We start from the raw sequence: 17,544 nt of genomic DNA on the forward strand, positions 1-17,544 counted from the left end.
CATGGACCAGGTACTATTGTACTTCTGGAATGAGGATGGTTTGATGAATCAGATGAAGCAATCAAGAATAACTAAAAGAAGAGGCGTTTCTGCCTCGACAAAAATAGAACAGATGATTTCAGATATCATCTTTAAACATGTAAAAGATCTTGTTTTTATCATGCAGGTCGAACCGGGTTACCAATTCCGTTATTTATTTGCCAATGAGAATGGTCTTCTCCATGCGGGGATGGCTGTTAGTGATATCGGCAGGACGATGGATGAGGTTCTATCTCTAAACCATCTGAATCCATTGAAAAAGCAATATATTAAGGCAGTAAAAGAGGGCTTGGAAGTCGTTTTTCATGATGAAGTAGACATGGATAACGACAATCAGGTTTTTGGAGAGACGCTTTTGACCCCAATCAAGGATGAAGACGGGGAAGTAAAATATGTTGTAGCGGTAACCAGGGATATAACAGAGAATTTTAAAGAAAAAAATAGATTGATTGATAGCGAGCAACGCTATCGTTCGCTAATTGACCATAATCTGGATGCTGTTTTTTCAATTGATTTAAAGGGGAAGATCCTTGATGTTAACCCCGCCGCTCAATTATTGACAGGCTACACTGTCAAACAGCTAAAATCGAAGAGAATCACGAGCTTAATATGTGAAAGTGATCTGCCTCCCTTTAAGGAAGTCTTATCCGATACGAAAATAGGTAATGCAAAGGAATCCCTCGATTGTCGATTCATGCACCGAAAAGGAAAGTTCCTGACGGTCCATTTAAAGACAATTCCAATCGTAATTCATTCTGAAATTAAGGGTATGTATATCATTATCAGAGATCTTTCTGAGCAGGCAAAAAGCACAGAGCTGATTAAGTACATGGCATTTCATGACCAGCTGACTGGATTGCGCAACAGGCGTGCCCTCCTTGATCAACTGGATAGTCTTGTAAAAAATAAAACAAAGCAAAAGACTGAATTTGCCCTTCTGTTCCTGGATATAGATCGTTTCAAGTATTTGAATGATACACTTGGACATTTTGTTGGTGACCAGATATTGAAGCAAGTTGCCGATCGATTGATCGACATCCAAAAAGAAAACTGTACTGTTTACAGACAGGGCGGCGATGAATTTATCATTTTACTAGAAAAAACAGGCAGAAAAGGTGCGGGGGAATTTGCTCAAAAGGTATTATTCAGGTTCAATGAATCTTTTTATTTCAATTCTCAGGAGTACTATATTACACCGAGTATTGGTATAAGCCTTTTCCCGAATGACGGGAAGGATGCGGAAGCTCTGATTAAATATGCTGATGAAGCTTTATATAGCGTAAAAGAAAAAGGAAAGGCCCATTATCAATTTTATCGCTCTGACATGCAGTCAACCGGGGTAAATATCATAGCGCTCGAGGCTCATTTGCGAAAAGCGATCGAACGGGACGAACTAGAACTCTATTACCAGCCGCAGATCAATCTGCTTACCAATGAAATATCAAGCTTCGAAGCATTGCTGCGCTGGAACAACAGTGAATTCGGCTTTATTTCACCAGCTGAATTCATTCCTCTTGCAGAGGACACAGGGTTGATTATACCGATTGGCAACTGGGTAATTGACGGGGCATGCCGGCAAGTCAAGGAATGGACGGAAAAGGCCGGTAAGCCAATCAGGATTGCTATTAATATATCTCCTAAGCAATTCATGCAGTTGGATTTAGTGCGGGTCATTAAGAGTTCGATAGAGAAGTACAATATTGAGCCATCTCTTCTGGAGATTGAAATTACCGAGGGAGCAATGCAGGATACAAAGGAGACGATCCCAATCCTGAAGCGGTTGAAGGACTTGGGAATCAAAATTTCGGTTGATGATTTTGGAACTGGGTATTCATCGCTTAGTTATTTGAAACAGTTTCCTATTGATGTATTGAAAATTGACCAGAGTTTCATAAGAGATATAAAGTATAACGGCAAGGATGCCGCAATCATAACAACGATCATCCACTTGGGCAACAGTCTTGGAATGGAAGTGATTGCCGAGGGTGTCGAGGAGCAGAGCCAGGTTGATTTCCTGACAAATGCCGATTGTGAAAAGGCACAGGGTTTCTTTTTTGCAAGACCATTAAGAGCTCAGGAAGCTGAGGAAAAGTTCATCCTGAAACCAAAAGCAAGCAGCTGATCAGCTGCTTGTTTTTTCACTTATTAAGGTGAAAATCGCAAGTTCAGGCTGTGACAAAAACCTGAACGGAAGCCTGGTCGTTCCAAGTCCGCGATTCACATATAGGGTCAGACCGTCGTTGGGGCCAACAGTATAAAAGCCCTCCACATATTTTTCGGCAAAGGGCGGCGTAACCAAAGGGCCGTAAAAGGGAATCTGGATCTGTCCTCCATGGCTATGTCCGCTCATCTGCATTTGAATTGGATGTTGTGCTGCTTCTTCTGCTTTGTCTGGAGCATGGGATAAGAGGATCGTATATGAGTCTGTTGGTATTTTGGCCATGGACGCGTTCAGATCGGGTTTACCGAGCATAGCATCATCAATTCCGGCAATCCATATCGAACTGCCGTCGAGAAGCTTGATGTTAGCTGAGGTGTTCAGTAATAATGTGAATCCTGATTGCTCCATTATTTGCTTATATAGATCGGACCCGTATCCCCCATGGTCATGGTTACCATACACGGCAAACTTTCCAAGCGGGGCATCCAGGTTGCTCAACATGGTAATAAGCTCGTTTTTTTCAGTGAAGTTTCGGGGATCGTCAAGTAAATCTCCGGTAAAAACAATCAAATCTGGCTTGAGTTTGTTGATTTTGGTAATCAGTTGCTTCAGCTGTTCCATTGTATACTGGAATCCAATATGGGTATCGCTGAACTGAATGACCCTGACACCATCAAACCCGGATGGCAACGCGGCATTTTTTATCGTATGGCGGGTAATATCAAGCATGCGGGGTTCGACTTCACGGGCATAAAAATAGCTCCCTGTGCCGAGTCCCCCAGCAGTCAACAAAGTTCCGACTGCCCTTTTTATAAAAGTCCTCCGAGTGATTTGTTCAGACATGAAAAATACCAACCTATTCCCGAATTTTCTCTACTATACTAGCAAACAAACAAGGAAATTAGAAGTGCCATTTTAGGGAAGGTCCTGATTCAAGATGTTTTTAATTAATTTTAGAAGGGAAGAGGAAGGAAATATCACTAGTCCTTTATAGGTAAATGAATTCGAGGTGTTGTTGATGGATGATTATGATATTAGGATGGAAATGATATTTATTCCCGCAAAAAATGGATATATAAAGGTTTTTGTTTATGGTTTTAATCGTTTAGGAACGTGGGGGAATGCAGTAGCTATCTTTAATGGCGAAAGTGCTGCCGCAAAAGGTGTAAATAAGAAAAGGACCATCGTCCATTCACTAGTAAAGCTTCATAGATCACTTGAAAAAAAGAGGAGAGAAAACTAAAAAGTCGCTTTTGTTGCAGCCTGCTTTCCACCTGAATCGGCTTTCCTCGGGGCAACCCGCTCATGAGACATTTGAGTCGTGCACACGGAACATATAAAAAAGACAAGGCCGAAATAAAATCCAGCCTTATCCCATATTTTAACGGTAACTGACTGCTCTTGACTGCATCGCTTTCCATGTTTCTATAAAGCCAGTCTTGTTTACTGGCACCTGTTTTCGGCCAGACAGAGGGTCGTTCAAATAGACCGTTGTTTCATTGAACCCGACCAGGACTACTGCATGAAGGTCTAGTGGCGTTTTAATGACTTCATTGCCATGCGTCCAGGATTCCCACCGGTCGGGCAGTCGATAATCGCCGGTAGTCCATACAACTGCAGGATAACCAGCAGATACATGTGCAAGTACTTCGCTAAAATCTTTGCCTGTCAAATTGACGGCTCTGCCTGGTAAATACCGATTAATTAAATCAATCATTGGTTTATCGAAGACCGCGTAACCTGCCTGCTTTCCGGTCATATCTCCAACAAAACCTTCAGCAGGGTTCCCCCAGCTCAAAATATCTCCGTTTGCTGATCTCTTCAAAGGATCATTATCTTTCCTTATCTCATTGAAAAGCTTCATTTTATCCGTATCAGCTCCGGCATATTTCAGCACCATCGCCAGGCTGGTTACTTCACAACCGTATTTTAACTCTGGATTTTGTTTGATCAAGGGTACGTTCATTAACGCTTTGCTTTTTTGCTCTTGCAGTTTTTTTTCTTGTTTTTGAATAGAGTTTGGGACCGCCATTTCCTGAATAGGCTCAGGACTTTCATTCGTCATGATTTGTTCATTCAATGTTTTCTGCATTTGTGCTTCGTTTTCGGCGGGCGAGCCGTGGCTGCATCCAAGCAATGGAAGAAGAATGCCGATGAAATGCCACGTTTTCATGTCATCATCCTTCCATAAGCCTATCTTTATTTTTGGTTTAAAAGATGATTTTATGACATGAGGAAATTGGAAACAGTGTAACTGAGGGAATACTCATATTATGGTAAAATCATTCATATCACATTAATGAGTAGAAAAATGATCGAAAAGCTTGGCAAGCAGTTGCATTTTGAAGGGAGGTTTCAGTTTGAATTGGATGCTCTGGATATTTTAACTAACCTTGAACATGTCGTTCCTTTTTTTCAACCGATTTTTAATGCAGATGAGCATAAAATCATTGGATATGAAGTATTGGGCCGGTATATTAACGAAAATGATGATATAAGTCTTGGGTCTTTTTTTCAGGATGATACGATCCCGGAAGAGTATCGGATTGAAGTTGAGAATGTCGTTTTTACCAAAGCGATGGATGTTGCCTCTCAATCAGGGGAACAGGAGCTTTTATGGTTTATAAACAGGAATGCGGGATTATTGATGATGGACGATGGAGAAGGATTTTTACAAATGATTCTTTCGTACCAGGAAAAGGGAGTCAAATCTGAGCAAATTGTTCTTGAAATTTCTGTCTCCAACGAACAAGGTAATATAGAGCATCTAATCAACTACTACAAATCCTTTGGGATTAAAATCGCGATGGATAAAGTCGGCAATGAAAGCAGCTATTTTGAGCGCATAGCAGGTATTGAACCTGAAATCCTAAAAATTGATATGTCCTCTCTTAGGTCCAATAACTCTGGTCCTGCTTATCTCGATGTCCTCCATTCTTTATCAATTCTCGCGCGTAAAATTGGAGCAACCCTATTGTTTGAAAACATCGAAACTCCTTACCAGCTGCAGTTTGCCTGGAAGAACGGAGGAAGATTTTATCAAGGGTTCTATCTGATTAAACCTCAAAGGGGATTAGTTGAAAGGGATATCCTGCGGGAGAAATTAAAGTCTGAAATTCATGGGTTTATTCTATCCGAGAAGAAGCGGCTTCATTCTTTTTTTGACTTGAGAATCGAGTTGCACACAAAGTTCCAGGAGCTGATAAACCGCAATAAAAAATGGCAAAATCCAAGCGAGTTCCTCATGTCCCTTGGAGACAGCCTTGATGGAATAGCCTTCCGGATGTATATATGTGACGAAGATGGTTTTCAGCTATCGCCGAACCTTTATAATACAGGAGATCAGTGGCTGCTGCAGCCCGTATACGAGGGTAAGAACTGGAGTTGGAGACCTTACTTCCTCGAGAATATCATTAGAATGAGGACAGGAAAAAAAGGGATTCTGTCAGACCGCTACAGTGATATCGAAACAGGGGAGGTCATTCGGACGTTTTCGCTGCCTTTAAATGGTACAGAATTTTTATTTGTTGATTTGAGTGCCTCCTTTCTTAATCAACGTGAAGGGTTATTTTAACAAGCCGAAAAGAGCATAGTAAAACGGAATATGCACAATTTATATATACAGCCTTCTATAAGGGGGATTTAACTTGAGCATATATACGACAATGCTTTTACTGGCAGGTGCAGGGGTGTTGGTTGCTGGCCTTTTCTATACCTGGACTTTCGGAAAGGGACAGAAAAGGGCTCAAGGCAATCTGGATTCCCAGATCCCTGGTGCTGTCCAGGAGCACGCTTATATCCGCAACCCGATTTTTTTGACATATATAATTGTTCTCTCCATAGCCCTGTTGTTCGTCGTGTACTTTGCGGTGACCACTGGAACTGGATATTAACCTCCAAACGGGGGTTTTTTTTTGGTAAAAATGAAAAGTCACCGGATAAAACTACATTTTTTTTAACATATGCGTTAGTTCGAGTCAGATAAGGGTAAATTGATATTGAAAAACAGGTTTTTCTGTCAGATGTTGATGTTATTTTACGAATGAATTTCGTAATCAAATAGGGTAAATGTTGGTAAAATTGTATTTACTAGTCATCATGGAGGAGGGGGAGAAAATGGACAAGCAATTAAAGCTATTATTTTTGATTTTATCGTTTTTATTATTTTTGGTACCGGCCAATGCATATGCCAAGTCAGATTTGGATGGCAGGGAAGAAGTTTTCGCATTCCTCGGAAAGGCATTTGATTCACAGGTTTCCTTAAGTGAAAAAGGCAGGACCATGGAAGAAATTGAAGGAGTATTGGATCCTTATTTTACAGACGACTATAAGTCCCGATTCATAGAAGAGAATGTGGTAGGACAGGAAAATGAGTACCAGACTTATGGTACGGATTTTGCTCTATATTATATTCCGTTTTACGCCTTTTCAGAAAAAACAAAGGTCGTGGAAATGGAGAATGAAATTTATGTAGTCGAGTTTTTCCCTGGCAATACGGAAGGCCCTGTAAGCTATGAAGATCATTATGAAGGCTTGAAGCTCGTTAAAGAGACTGGTAATTGGAAGGTAGCTGATTACCTGTATGATGAGGTTCCACAGGAAGTCATCAATAGAGCCTATCCTGAAAAAGCGAAGGAGCAGCAACAGGCTGCAAACCCTGAGAACGAAGAAAAGTCTGCGATCGGGAAAATGGTATTTGGACCGAATTTCTCAACGCTGAAGACATTCATGGAGTTAGGTGTAATCTTTAAGAATGAGAGTAGGACATTATTATTCGGTTTATTATAAAAACGGATACAAATATACAAAGCGTGAAATCCAATATGAGATTTCACGCTTTTGATTTTATGGCTTTATTAAAACATTTTCGTTCCTGGCGCTTCGCTTTTTTGCAAGCGTAGGTAATTCTATAAAGAGTAACCGTACTAAACGAACCCCGTTCCTTTAATCAATCATGACATTTGTGCCTTATTCCCTAATATCCAGAACCTTTTTCAACTTCTCGAGGTCAAAGCCTGTGATGATTTCTTCACCAATCACGATGGTTGGTGTGGAATAAGACTTGTAAATTTCGGTAAGCTCTTGCCTGCTTTTTTCATCTTCGTTGATATTTTTTTCTTCATAGGAAAAGCCGTATTCAGTCAGGAACATTTTAATGATTTGGCAAGGAGGGCAATCGTTTTGGGTGTAAACAATGATGTCGTTCATTTTAATGGGTTCCTCCTGTATTCTTGTTCAAATAATGAGCCAGCCCCATGGAGCTCACATTTACATCGAGATATAGCAGATCATATATCGGATGCTGCTCTGGCAGTCCCAGCTGGTTCAAGTGAGTTTTAATTTTATCATAAAGTTTCTGTGTAATGTACTCAACTTGCTTTTCTGGATTCTTTTCCTCCAGGACTACCTTTCTTGCTTCTTCAACGAAAACTTCAAGCCAACTCTCCACTTGCCTGAAAGCTTCAGATGGTTTTTCTGACATGCCATAATGTCCAAAATAAATTCGCTCTACTCCGAGTTCCTTAAAACGGCCTATGGAATGAAGCATCTTTTCCGGATCAAACTGGTTCGGTGAGGTCGTAGGCAGGTAGAATTCTATGCCTTCGCGATCAAGCTGAGGATAGAAAATACCGGCTGTGTCACCAGAGAAAATCCCTTTTGTTAGCGGATGATAGATACTGAAGTGGTGGTTTGCATGGCCTGGAGTATCTAGAAATTCAAGTGTCAGTGTCTCGCTGATTCTCAGTGTGTCACCGTCGCCTTTAACCACCAGGCGCTCTTCGGGAATCTTAACGATCGGGTCAAATAGCTGCGAAAACTTTTCACCATATACAGCCTTGGCTCCCATAATCAATCTTGAAGGGTCAGCTAGATGCCTGGCACCCTTTGGGTGAACGATTACTTTAGCATTAGGGCATTGCTGGAGCAGCAATCCCGCTCCCCCTGCATGGTCGAGGTGAATATGTGTCACAATTATGTATGAGATATCGGCTGGAGTTACACCTAGTGTTTGTAAGCCTTCAAGGATATAGGGAATCGAGGGACTTGCAGATGTTTCTATAAGTGTTACTTTTTCTTCCGTTAAAACATATGTACCGGTGCGTTCCGCGATACTTAAATCAAAATCATCGATTAGATAGACATTTTCGGATAGTTGCACTGGTTTTTTCAAAAAATCACTCCTTTTCTTGAAGCTTTTACTTGTACATCGTCTGACATTATTTTATTCTGTTAATATTGACATGTAAAGAATTGTGTATAGAAAATTCTGAAATCATTTTACATGGATATAAATTGGCCAATTGCAAAATCTATTTATAAGTTATTGGTTTTTGTTTTGAAAGGAGAGGGAGCATAATGTCACAGCTTCAGGGAATAATCACTCGTTTAAAGAATTTGCAAGAGCAGTCCAATGGAGGAGAACCTGCTCAACGCTTTTTTGAAGTGAATGGTGAGCGTAAATGCCAGGTTACATACCATCCAAAAACTGAAACATACGAATTGGAAATATACAATGACAAAGAAAAGCCTAAGAAATATCAATTCGACAACATTGATATGATTACAATCGAGATCTTTGATCTTATTCAGTAATCTTCAATAACAATGGGACCCATCTGTGGTCCTTTTTTGTTTTGAATTCGGGATAATATCCTTGTTTTCTTGAAGCAAACTAAATAAAAGCGCCTTCATTCATTTTGTGATAAAATGTAATGGAAAGAAATCCATTTTAGGGAGTTTTCGCCATGATTAGTCTTTACAGCGGTGAGTTTTTGGAAGTGTCAATTAGAGACGTGATGATACCTTCTGAACGTGTAGCCCATGTCCAAGTCGGCAATAGCCTTGAGCATGCTCTTCTTGTTTTAACAAAGAGTGGGTATACTGCGATTCCTGTCCTTGATCCTCATTATCGTCTAATGGGTTTAATCAGTACACCTATTATAATGGATTCAATTCTCGGCCTGGAGAGAATAGAGTTTGAGCAACTTGAGAAAAAACGAGTCGAAGAAGCTATGAATTCGAAAATACCAAGAATCAACATCCACTCAACTCTTCAATCCTCCTTAGACCTTCTTGTAGATCACCCTTTTCTCTGTATAGAAGATGATTCTGGAATATTTGAAGGTATTCTGACAAGACGGACCGTATTGCTGAAATTGACCAAGCAAGTTAAAAGGTATAATAAAAATTAAATCATGCAGCTCCCGCATACGGGGGCTGAATTTTTTACTTTTAGTGAGAAAGAATAAACTTTATTACTTAGATTAGTGTCTAGCTCCAGCGCCTAGCCAGTTTTCATCCTGATGCGGCTTCCTTGATTATCTTGCGAGAAGCGTTAGCTTTGAGCAGCTCGAGTCGCTTGTCTAGCTCGGCTCCTAACTCTCGAGACGCTTGTCTAGTGTCGCCTCCTAGAAACTCCGAAACTTCAACTCCGCCGGCAGAAGCAAAAAGCGCTTCTTTGTCGGAGTCTCCAGTTTCTGCGTTTCTGGACAGTCGGCTATACTTTTCGAGTTCGGTCCTGCCAATGAAGTCAAAGAACGACTTCACTGTCAGGCCCTCCAGCGCTTGTCGGAGTTGGGCAGTCGCCTACGCTTTTCGAGTTCGGTCCGCACAATGAAGTCAAAGAGCGACTTCACCGTTCGGCCCTCTGAGGCACACGATGTGCTAGACCCGCCAGCCACAGGATAAGGAAGCTTCGAAGCGATTCATCGCACGACCGAAAGCGGTAGCTTTTGGGAGGACGTGGCGTTATCGGCGGGCAGCGATTGTCAAGGCTGAGCAAGGTGCTTGTGCTTTTCTTTTAGAGGGTGTGCAAATGGGACAAGCTGAACAAAAAATGAACAAGAAAGAAACGAAACGCTCTTTTGTCCTGGCGACGGTCATGCTTGCCATGTTTATGGGAGCTGTTGAAGGAACGATTGTTTCGACTGCTATGCCGGCAATCGTCGGTGACCTGGGCGGTTTTGCATTATATAGCTGGGTATTCTCTGCGTATTTGCTTATGAATGCAGTTACTGTTCTTATCTATGGGAAATTATCCGATTTATTTGGCAGGAAACCAATTTTAACATTTGGGATTATTATTTTCTTGATCGGTTCGATTCTTTCCGGGACGGCCGAAACGATGGAGATGCTGATTTTATACCGATTCATTCAGGGTTTTGGTGCTGGTGCGGTCATGCCGATTGCGACAACAATTGTAGGTGACATTTATTCAAGAGAAGAAAGGGCGAAAATCCAGGGGTATCTCTCCAGCGTATGGGGAATTTCAGCTGTATCGGGGCCGGCGCTTGGAGGCTTGCTAGTGGAATATGCAAGCTGGAGATATGTTTTCTGGATCAATGTCCCGCTCGGTATCCTTGCCATCGCGGGTCTCTGGCTTTATCTTCATGAAGATATTGAGAAAAAGAAACATAAGATTGATTATCCTGGAGCAGTGCTCCTTACTGTGGCGATTAGTTCACTGATGATTGTCCTGGTCGAAGCGGGAGCAAATTGGGCCTGGTCATCACCAAAAACCATCGGCCTTATTGGCTTGAGTGTTCTGACCTTGATTCTCTTTATTTTTCAAGAGAGAAGGGCAGAAGAGCCGATGATGCCATTTAATATTTGGCGTGAACGGTCTATTTTCATCGCGAATATGACTTCCTTGACAACCGGTGTTATGCTGATTGGTATTTCAAGCTTTTTGCCAGCCTTTGTTCAGGGAGTCATGGAGAGGTCCCCGATTGTGGCTGGTTTTACCTTGACGGCCATGTCAATAGGGTGGCCAATCGCAGCAGCTGTAAGCGGTCGCCTGCTCTTGAGTATCGGCTACCGCAAGACTTCTCTATTTGGTGGTGCGGCATTGATTCTCGGAAGTATCCTGTTCGTCACCCTGACACCTGAAGCAGGTCCATTATGGGCTGCAGCAGGGTCGTTTTTCGTTGGAGTGGGGATGGGTCTTACTAGTACGGCATTCATTGTTTCCATCCAAAGTACAGTTGCCTGGCAGCAAAGAGGAATCGCAACGGCAGCAAATATGTTCATGAGGAACCTGGGCAATACTGTAGGAGCTGCCTTGCTTGGTGGAGTACTTAATAGCAGCATTCTGAGCTATATGAAAAAGAATGGAGCAGAAGAACAGGATCTGACTATAGATACAGCAAATGTTCTGCTCAATGAATCAGAACGGATGAAGCTCCCGGCAGAGTTAAAGACAATCCTTCAGGATGCGCTGACAAATGCTCTTCATTCGGTTTACATTGTCGTATTCATTTTTGCTATTGTCAGTATGCTGTTCATCTTATTCCTGCCTAAAAAGGAGAAAACTGCAGAGTGATCTGCAGTTTTTCTATAATGTAAAAGGATAAAACTTCATTTATAATATAAGAAAATCTTATCAAGAGGTTCAGTTATGTCATCTATTTCAGAGTTTCATCTGTTATCTGTGCTTGCACAGGAAATGAATATGAGGAAGGCCGCGGAGAGATTATTCGTATCACAGCCAGCTTTGTCACAGCGGCTCCAATCGCTAGAGAAGGATTGGGGTACCAAGCTTTTCCTCCGGTCACAAAAAGGGCTGACTTTAACTCCTGCTGGAGAGGTCGTAATACAATTTGTTAATGAAACAATTGCCAGAGAGGATAAAGCCAGGGAATCAATCCATGCATTAAATTCAGAGGTGTATGGAACCCTTAAAATAGCTGTAGCTTCGATTGTCGGTCAAAATTGGCTGCCACAGGTATTGAAGAAATATGTAAACCGTTACCCGCAGGCTAAAATTTCACTTGTTACTGGGTGGAGCAGTGAAATTTCAAAGGCACTCTATGAAGATCAGGTACACATAGGAATCATCAGGGGCACACCAGACTGGAAGGGTGTCAAAATTCACTTATTCAAGGACAGTCTGTATTTGGTGGACACGGAAATAACGAGCCCTGAACAAGTATTGGAAACAGACCGGCCGTTTATCCAGTTTAAAAGTGATTCTAACTACTACCAGGAAATACAGGATTGGTGGTTACGGCAATTCCAGACGGCGCCAAAAAGGACAATCATTGTAGACCAGATTGAAACCTGCAAACAAATGACCTTTAACGGTATCGGCTACGCAATTCTTCCGGCAATAACACTTAATGGTGCGGAAAAGGACATTTTTAAAGTCCCGCTTCACGACGAAAACAATGAGCCGTTGGGAAGGGACACCTGGCTTCTTGGGTATGAATCAGCTTTTCGGTTAAAGCAGGTCCAGGCCTTCATTGACATCGTCAAAGAACATATAGTTGAATCCAAGAAAACAGATAAATAGTTTTTCTTGTTTTAAAAACTTTTGTTTGTTAAAGTAATTTTTAGAAAAGGCTGTTTCCACGCTGTTGCTTTAGCACATTAATTCTATGTAAGAGCAAATTGTTAACGGGGAGAGGCCAAGAATACATACATAATTGGAGGCAAAGTTTATGAAAATGATGGATGCTAATGAAATTATTTCGTTTATTCAAAATAGCAAAAAAGCCACTCCGGTAAAGGTATATATTAAAGGTGACCTTGAAGGAATCGATTTTGGCGAGAATGCCAAGACGTTCATCACAGGCAACACTGGTGTAATTTTCGGAGAATGGTCTGAAATCAATCCCGCAATCGAAGCTAACCAGGCTAAGATTGAAGATTATGTCATTGAAAACGACCGCAGGAATTCAGCTATTCCTTTGCTAGATATGAAAAATATCAAGGCTCGTATTGAACCAGGTGCGATTATCAGGGACCAGGTGGAAATCGGCGATAATGCCGTTATTATGATGGGCGCTTCAATTAACATTGGTGCTGTTGTAGGCGAAGGCACGATGATCGATATGAACGTAGTACTTGGCGGACGTGCAACAGTCGGAAAGAACTGCCACATCGGTGCGGGTTCTGTGCTTGCTGGTGTTATTGAGCCACCTTCAGCGAAGCCAGTCGTAGTTGAAGATGATGTAGTAATCGGAGCAAACGCAGTTGTCCTTGAGGGTGTAACAGTAGGCAAGGGTGCAGTTGTTGCGGCAGGCGCAATTGTTATCGACGATGTGCCACCATATACAGTGGTAGCTGGAACACCAGCTCGCGTGATTAAGGAAATCGACGAAAAAACGAAATCTAAAACTGAAATCAAGCAGGAGCTTCGCCAGCTTTAATAGGAAGCAAGAAAGCGTGGATATATGGTCCGCGCTTTCTTTTATAAAGGGAGAGAACTCTATGGATTCTACTACTTTCGTAAAAATTAGAAGAGATTTGCACCAAATTCCTGAGCTGGGTTTCAAGGAGTTCAAAACTCAGGCGTATCTCCTTGATTATTTAAGCAGTCTTCCTCAGGACACCTTGGAAATTAAGACATGGAAGACTGGAATTTTTGTCAGGATTAAGGGAAGTAATCCTAATAAGACAATTGGTTACAGAGCAGATATCGACGGTCTTCCGATCACGGAAGGAACTGGTTTGGAATTCAAATCACTTCATGAAGGGCAAATGCATGCATGCGGGCATGACTTCCATATGTCCATTGCGCTTGGACTGATCTCCTACTTCGTTGCTCATCCGATTGATGACAATTTACTGTTCATTTTCCAGCCTGCAGAAGAAGGACCTGGTGGTGCTGAGCCAATGCTTAAGACTGATATCATGCAGGAATGGAAGCCTGATATGATTATAGCTTTGCATATTGCACCAGAATATCCAGTTGGCACGATTGCAACTAGAGAAGGTCTGCTTTTTGCCAACACTTCCGAACTGTTCATTGATCTTGTGGGGAAGGGCGGGCATGCTGCTTATCCGCACCAGACTAATGATATGGTCGTTGCAGCTTGTGCACTTGTGAACCAGCTTCAGTCTGTTGTTTCCAGGAATGTTGATCCACTTGACAGTGCTGTTGTTACAATCGGCAAAATCACCGGAGGCACAGTACAAAATATAATCGCTGAAACAGCAAGACTGGAAGGTACAATCCGCACTCTGTCTGTAGAATCAATGGCAAGAGTGAAGGAAAGGATTGAAGCACTCGTAAAAGGGATCGAAGTAGGTTATCAATGTAAGACTTCAATTGACTATGGAGCCATGTATCATCAAGTTTATAACAATGAAGGACTGGCACGAGAATTTATCGCCTTTGCTGAGGAAAGAGAAAATATCGACGTGGTAGTTTGTAAAGAAGCCATGACGGGTGAAGACTTTGGTTATATGCTCAAAGAGATTCCTGGCTTCATGTTCTGGCTCGGTGTTAATTCGGACCAGGGACTTCATCATGCCAGACTGGACCCGGATGAGGACGCCATCGAGGCAGCAATTAACTTGCTGACCAAGTATATTGAGTATAAAAGCAATTAAACCAATGATATTGTCAATCCGTTTTAAAGTGTCGTTGAAATAGATATACCAAAAAAGAGGTGTTCGATATGAGACTGCGTCAGCCTATGCCTGAAATATCCGGAGCCACTGAATGGTTAAATGGAGAGTTTACCAGGAATCAGCTGGTTGGTGAAAATCCGGCATTGATTCATTTTTGGTCGATCAGCTGCCATCTATGCAAGGTCGCGATGCCATCGGTGAATGAACTTCGTGACAATTATAAAGATCGACTGAATGTAATGGCTGTCCATATGCCCAGATCCGATAAAGACATGAATATGGAAGAAATCAAAAAAGTAGCAGCAGAACATCAGATTTCACAGCCCATATTCATTGATGATGAACATAAACTGACAGCTGCCTTTGAAAACCAATATGTCCCTGCTTACTATCTTTTTGACAGAAACGGTCTGTTAAGACATTTCCAGGCTGGCGGCAGCGGACTGAAGATGCTGGAAAAGCGCGTGGACAGGGTACTCGAAGAAATGGAAAAGGAAGAATAAAGGGAAGCTTTCTTATTCTAATGGACACATTTCTTTAGAGAGAGCACGAGTTTGTCCAATAGAGGCCGTCTAATGGACACATTTCATAATAAAGGTGACGAATTTGTCCGATAGAGATGTTCTAACGGACACATTACTTAATAAAGACGCCGGGTTTGTCCGATAGAGGCCGTCTAATGGACACATTACTTCATAAAGGCGCCGAGTTTGTCCGATAGAGGCCTTCTAACGGACACATTACTTCATAAAGACCCCGGGTTTGTCCGATAGAGGCCGTCTAACCGACGCATTACTTCATAAAGATCACAAGTTTGTCCGTTAGAGTAATTCTAACGGACATTTTCACATTCATAACTATGGGAGCTGCTCTTTACCTTTTAATATCAGATAATTCACATATACAAAAAAATAAAAAAATTCTAACAAAGTACTGGAAAAATATTTCGAAACTCGATATATTAATGTATACGTGCATTTCTTTTTACCATGCTCTATTCGTAAACTTTGTTGCTATCTCAACCTGTATAAATGCTATTTTGGTTCAGAAGTCTTCTTGAAATAAGCAACGATACCATTATTAATGCGGTGTTAGAGCATGTACGAAAAGACACAAAGAAGGCGGAAACAGCCTTAAATGGGGATGTTAATTAGGATGTGAAAAGAGGAACGAAAATTACTTGCCAAAAGAATCTCTAATTTTCCAAAGGGGGGAAATGAATGGAGACATTCAAAAAGTTAAAGGAATATTATTGGCCTTTTAAAAATTATTTCATATGGTCAATATTATTTATGTTGGTTGTAACAGCTATCACAGTCGTTTATCCGATGATTCTGCAGCTTACCATTGATGAAGCAGTCATTGGAGGTCGCTATGATTTGATTCCGCTTCTGGCTGCAGGCTTTGTAGGGTCAATGGTCGTGAAAGGAATCTGTACTTACATTTATCAATATACAGGGGACCTGTTCGGGATTCACTCTGTCTATAAGCTGAGAAACTCTCTATATGAAAAGCTTCAGTTCCTTTCGTTCCGGTATTACGATAATGCGAAGACAGGAGATTTAATGTCAAGGCTTACTGCAGATGTAGAAGGCTTCCGCTTCTTCCTAAGCTTTGGCTTCTCTGAGTTGATTCGTTTTGTCCTCTTAATTGGAATTAGCTTTTCTGTTATGTTCTATTATTCTATTTCATTGACTTTTGTGACACTCGCGACACTGCCTTTTCTTGCGGTAGTTGTATATAAGTTTGACAGGGCAGTCCACCCGGCGTTCAGGGGCATAAGAAAATCGTTTGGGAAACTGAATACAAAAGTCCAGGAGAATATCAGCGGAATCAACACGGTAAAATCTCTTTCTCGCGAAGATTATGAGATTGGCAGATTCAATGATTCGAATGGAAATTATAAAGATCAATACTTATTCACTTCAGAAATTTGGGCGAAGTATTTCCCATTAATGGAGTTCTTGGGGAATTTGAGTGTTGTCCTGCTTTTAGGTTATGGCGGTTTCCTTGTTATGAATGATTCCTTACTCCCTGGGGAGTTGGTGGCTTTTTACAGTCTCGTTTGGTACATTATGTGGCCAATCATGAATCTCGGTTTCGTTGTTAATCTATTTTCCCAATCAAAAGCTTCGGGTGAAAGATTGTTAGAAATACTTGAGGCTGATGAGGAGATTGAAGAGAAGCGTGGAGCCTTAAAAATTGAAAAGCTTTCAGGAGATGTAGAGTTCAATAATGTAACACTCCGGTATGGTGATGACGAAAATGAAGCTTTATACAATATAACGTTTAAAGCTCGTCCTGGACAGACAATTGGGCTGATTGGATCGACAGGGTCAGGAAAAACAAGCATTACCCAGCTTATGACAAGGTTTTACGAGCCAGTCGAAGGCCAGGTGTTGGTCGATGGTCTGGATGTAAAGGACTATTCAATTCGATCACTTCGCAGCAATATAGGGATTGTGCTACAGGAATCCTTCCTATTTTCTTCCTCAATCAAAGCTAATATTTCTTATGGCAATCCTGAAGCTACAATGGAGGAAATCATTGCTGCAGCAAAACGTGCACAGGCACATAGTTTCATTATGGAGCTCCCGGATGGGTACGATACGATTTTGGGGGAAAGAGGAATGGGGCTCTCTGGAGGCCAAAAGCAAAGAATTGCGATTGCAAGGGCGATTTGTGTCAATCCAAGTATTTTAATTCTTGATGATGCCACAAGTGCAGTAGATATGGAAACTGAATTCAAGATCCAACAAGCATTACTGGAAGTTATGAAGGGACGAACGACCTTCATCATTGCACACCGTATTTCTTCCCTGAAGCATGCGGATGAAATTCTCGTGCTTGAAAATGGGTCAATTGCTGAGCGAGGAACCCATGAACAACTGATTAAGAATGGTGGAACATATCAAAAAATTTATGATATTCAATTCAAAGACCGCGAAAAGGTATCGCAAACTGGTTGAGATAAAACGTTATAAGAT

General features: G+C 41.5%; 18 protein-coding genes. 13 read left to right on the plus strand and 5 right to left on the minus strand.

Going from position 1 to position 17,544, the window contains the following annotated elements; all coding sequences use genetic code 11:
- Positions 1-43: 43 nt before the first annotated feature.
- Complete coding sequence (locus CD004_RS06545; protein WP_226675588.1) at positions 44-2,161, plus strand: EAL domain-containing protein; 2,118 nt, start codon at positions 44-46, stop codon at positions 2,159-2,161.
- On the opposite strand, the gene CD004_RS06550 is transcribed toward CD004_RS06545, so the two are convergent.
- Positions 2,162-3,043: a metallophosphoesterase gene (locus tag CD004_RS06550; RefSeq protein WP_102262024.1), complete on the minus strand. Its 882-nt coding sequence runs from the start codon at positions 3,041-3,043 to the stop codon at positions 2,162-2,164.
- Positions 3,044-3,218: 175 nt separating this feature from the next.
- Here CD004_RS06550 and CD004_RS06555 point away from each other — a divergent pair, with 175 nt between their 5' ends.
- Positions 3,219-3,443 (plus strand): hypothetical protein, encoded by a 225-nt coding sequence (locus CD004_RS06555; RefSeq protein WP_102262025.1) that lies wholly within the window; start codon positions 3,219-3,221, stop codon positions 3,441-3,443.
- Positions 3,444-3,581: 138 nt separating this feature from the next.
- Here the strand turns inward: CD004_RS06555 and CD004_RS06560 are convergent, their stop codons facing one another.
- Positions 3,582-4,373, minus strand: a complete 792-nt coding sequence (locus CD004_RS06560) for a C39 family peptidase (RefSeq protein ID WP_102262026.1) — start codon at positions 4,371-4,373, stop codon at positions 3,582-3,584.
- Positions 4,374-4,565: 192 nt separating this feature from the next.
- Between CD004_RS06560 and CD004_RS06565 the strand changes: the two genes are divergently transcribed.
- The 3 genes from CD004_RS06565 to CD004_RS06575 all read left to right on the plus strand — a co-directional run bounded on the left by CD004_RS06565 (position 4,566) and on the right by CD004_RS06575 (position 6,988).
- Entirely contained in the window at positions 4,566-5,774 is a 1,209-nt protein-coding gene (locus CD004_RS06565) for an EAL domain-containing protein (RefSeq protein WP_102265018.1), read from the plus strand.
- A 73-nt stretch (positions 5,775-5,847) separates the two neighbouring features.
- A complete protein-coding gene (locus tag CD004_RS06570) occupies positions 5,848-6,093 on the plus strand; it encodes a hypothetical protein (RefSeq protein WP_102262027.1) in 246 nt (81 codons plus the stop codon).
- 223 nt (positions 6,094-6,316) lie between these two features.
- Positions 6,317-6,988 (plus strand): DUF3993 domain-containing protein, encoded by a 672-nt coding sequence (locus CD004_RS06575; RefSeq protein ID WP_158651501.1) that lies wholly within the window; start codon positions 6,317-6,319, stop codon positions 6,986-6,988.
- A gap of 180 nt (positions 6,989-7,168) precedes the next feature.
- Here the strand turns inward: CD004_RS06575 and CD004_RS06580 are convergent, their stop codons facing one another.
- Entirely contained in the window at positions 7,169-7,408 is a 240-nt protein-coding gene (locus tag CD004_RS06580) for a glutaredoxin family protein (protein ID WP_102262029.1), read from the minus strand.
- A 1-nt stretch (position 7,409) separates the two neighbouring features.
- Positions 7,410-8,372 (minus strand): MBL fold metallo-hydrolase, encoded by a 963-nt coding sequence (locus CD004_RS06585; RefSeq protein ID WP_102262030.1) that lies wholly within the window; start codon positions 8,370-8,372, stop codon positions 7,410-7,412.
- A 185-nt stretch (positions 8,373-8,557) separates the two neighbouring features.
- Here CD004_RS06585 and CD004_RS06590 point away from each other — a divergent pair, with 185 nt between their 5' ends.
- Together CD004_RS06590 and cbpB are read left to right on the plus strand one after the other, a co-directional pair.
- Entirely contained in the window at positions 8,558-8,794 is a 237-nt protein-coding gene (locus CD004_RS06590; RefSeq protein ID WP_023627836.1) for a YkuJ family protein, read from the plus strand.
- A gap of 152 nt (positions 8,795-8,946) precedes the next feature.
- A complete protein-coding gene (cbpB, locus tag CD004_RS06595) occupies positions 8,947-9,393 on the plus strand; it encodes a cyclic-di-AMP-binding protein CbpB (RefSeq protein ID WP_102262031.1) in 447 nt (148 codons plus the stop codon).
- Between the two features lie 103 nt (positions 9,394-9,496).
- Here cbpB and CD004_RS06600 read toward each other — a convergent pair whose 3' ends face one another.
- Positions 9,497-9,748 carry a hypothetical protein gene (locus tag CD004_RS06600; protein WP_102262032.1) on the minus strand — a complete coding sequence of 84 codons (252 nt, stop codon included), beginning with the start codon at positions 9,746-9,748 and terminating at the stop codon, positions 9,497-9,499.
- A gap of 268 nt (positions 9,749-10,016) precedes the next feature.
- Between CD004_RS06600 and CD004_RS06605 the strand changes: the two genes are divergently transcribed.
- The 6 genes from CD004_RS06605 (at position 10,017) to CD004_RS06630 (ending at position 17,526) form a co-directional block, all read left to right on the plus strand.
- A complete protein-coding gene (locus CD004_RS06605) occupies positions 10,017-11,522 on the plus strand; it encodes an MDR family MFS transporter (RefSeq protein ID WP_102262033.1) in 1,506 nt (501 codons plus the stop codon).
- A 75-nt stretch (positions 11,523-11,597) separates the two neighbouring features.
- Positions 11,598-12,491 (plus strand): transcriptional regulator CcpC, encoded by an 894-nt coding sequence (locus tag CD004_RS06610; RefSeq protein WP_102262034.1) that lies wholly within the window; start codon positions 11,598-11,600, stop codon positions 12,489-12,491.
- Between the two features lie 148 nt (positions 12,492-12,639).
- A complete protein-coding gene (dapD, locus tag CD004_RS06615; protein ID WP_102262035.1) occupies positions 12,640-13,350 on the plus strand; it encodes a 2,3,4,5-tetrahydropyridine-2,6-dicarboxylate N-acetyltransferase in 711 nt (236 codons plus the stop codon).
- A 61-nt stretch (positions 13,351-13,411) separates the two neighbouring features.
- The gene (locus CD004_RS06620) at positions 13,412-14,536 is read left to right on the plus strand and encodes an N-acetyldiaminopimelate deacetylase (RefSeq protein WP_102262036.1); all 1,125 of its coding nucleotides are present in this window, start codon (positions 13,412-13,414) and stop codon (positions 14,534-14,536) included.
- A gap of 68 nt (positions 14,537-14,604) precedes the next feature.
- On the plus strand, positions 14,605-15,060 hold the full coding sequence (locus CD004_RS06625) for a TlpA family protein disulfide reductase (RefSeq protein ID WP_102262037.1): 456 nt from the start codon (positions 14,605-14,607) through the stop codon (positions 15,058-15,060).
- 717 nt (positions 15,061-15,777) lie between these two features.
- Positions 15,778-17,526, plus strand: coding sequence for an ABC transporter ATP-binding protein (locus tag CD004_RS06630; protein ID WP_102262038.1), 1,749 nt, complete (start codon positions 15,778-15,780; stop codon positions 17,524-17,526).
- The last annotated feature ends 18 nt before the right edge of the window (positions 17,527-17,544 follow it).

Source organism: Mesobacillus jeotgali (assembly GCF_002874535.1).
Classification (GTDB): domain Bacteria; phylum Bacillota; class Bacilli; order Bacillales; family Cytobacillaceae; genus Mesobacillus; species Mesobacillus jeotgali.